1 pseudogene is annotated in these 2149 nt (G+C 39.6%); it reads left to right on the top strand.

From position 1 onward, the window contains the following. Window positions 1-99: 99 nt before the first annotated feature. A pseudogene (locus tag M23134_RS37100) lies at window positions 100-2149 on the top strand (PD40 domain-containing protein); the annotation flags it as partial.

Below are 2149 nucleotides of genomic sequence, written 5' to 3'. Positions count from 1 at the left end.
TTGATGCTTTGGCTTAGTGGGTGTTTTGCCCTAAATCAAAAAACAAACGAGTTTTTATACCAGTTGTACTACCAAGCCATCATACACCTGAATAACCTTATGAAAAAGACCTTATACTTTCTTATCATCTACTGTTTGCTGACAGCCCACTTGTGTGCCCAAACTACGGAGACTTATTTTACAAGCTACCCTACCCTATCGCCCGATGGCAACACGGTTATATTTAGTTATGAAGGTGACCTCTGGAAACTCCCCCTTGATCAACAACAAAGGGCAGCAACCCGTATTACAGCCATGCAAGGGCTGGAAACCCGCGCCAAGGTATCGCCCGATGGCCAATGGTTGGCTTTTTCGGCAAGTCAGTATGGCAACACAGATGTGTTTTTGATGCCTATGAAGGGAGGCGAAGTTGTTCAACTTACTTTTTATGACAGTTTTGACCATGTAGAGTCGTGGTCGTGGGACTCTCAATGGATTTATTTCTCATCTAATCGCTACAATCAGTACAGCACCTACAAGGTAGCCGCTAAAGGGGGGACTCCTCAACGAGTATTTGATCATTACTTTCACACTGTGCACAACCTGTTTGAGCACCCTACCAATGGAGAGTTGTTTTTTAATGAAGGCTGGGAAAGCAAAGCTTTTATTCAGCGAAAACGGTACAAAGGGGCGTTTAACCCTGACATTCAATCTTATAACCCTCAAACGAACACCTATAAAAAATACACCCAATACAAAGGCAAGGACTTATGGGCTACCTTAGACCAAAAAGGCAATATTTATTTTGCCTCTGACGAAAACACTGGAGAATATAACTTGTATACCTTTAGGAATGGACAAAAAACAGCTTTAACTAAATTTGATGATGCAATCAAACATCCTTTTGTGAGTGCCAATGGGCAGCGGGTAGTTTTTGAAAAAAATTATCAATTGTATATTTATAAAGTAGCTTCAAAACAAAGCCAAAAATTAGACATTCAAATATATAAAAATAACACCCTCAAAAAAAATATTACCTTTCGTACTCAAGGGTTTATAAGGGCATACGACATAGCACCTGATCATAAGAAAATTGCTTTTGTGGCAAGGGGTGAATTATTTGTATCGGATATTAAAGGAAAGTATATCAGGCAAATAACTACCAAACCCGACGATCGGGTAGTAGAGGTGCACTGGCTCAAAAACAGTCAACGTCTATTGTTTAGCCAAACAGTGGGGGGATACTTGAATTGGTTTATCATTGATGCCAATGGTCAAGGTAAAGAAAAGCAACTGACTGCCGATAAGCAAAACAATCGTTTATTGAGCTTTAATAGTGATCGAAGCAAAGCGGTATATTTAAGTGGGCGTAACGAAGTAAGGATAATTAATTTACGATCTTTCAAAAATGAAACAGTGGCTAAAGATGAACTATGGGGTTTTCAAAACGACTTGCCCGTATTTTCGCCCGATGGTCAATACATTGCTTACACAGCTTACCGCAATTTTGAGCGGGATATTTTTCTGTATCATATCAAAAAGAAACAGTTGATACAACTCACCAAAACAGGGATTTCTGAAGTATCGCCACGTTGGTCGCCCGATGGCAAATATATTTATTTTGTATCTAATCGCTCCCGTCCTTTTTATCCTTATGGCATCACCAATGGCACCCATGTATACAGGCTGGCACTAGACAAATTTGATGCGGAGTTTAGGTCTGAAAAATTTGATGAGCTATTTGACAAGAAAAAGCAAAAGAAAAAAGGCAAAGAAGCTGAGAAAAAGAAAAAAAGAAGAAAGAAACAGCGCTCAAAAAAAACCAAAGTAACCATCAATTTTACTAATTTGTGGTCACGCCTGGAACTGGTAAGCCCTCGCAGTGGAACACAGGCAAGTGTGTATGTAACCCAAAAAGGCAAAACTACCCAAGTATTGTTTACCTCAAACCACGAACGAGGCACCACTTTTCAGATTTGGCAAAAGATGTACAAGCCTTTTGAAAAACCCAAAACCAGCAAAATAAAACGCAGTCGCAACTTTAGTCTCAACAATATTCGAGAAGTAAAAGGACGCCTCTACTTGCTTACTTTTGGGCGTGTGTATAAAATTAGTGGTAGTCGTATGTCAAGCATTACGCTGGCGCATAGTTTTCAAAAAAACTTTGCCC

Source organism: Microscilla marina ATCC 23134, from assembly GCF_000169175.1.
GTDB classification, from domain to species: Bacteria; Bacteroidota; Bacteroidia; order Cytophagales; family Microscillaceae; genus Microscilla; species Microscilla marina.
Note: the sequence above shows the minus strand (reverse complement) of the source record. Positions and strands in the feature narration are given on the sequence as shown.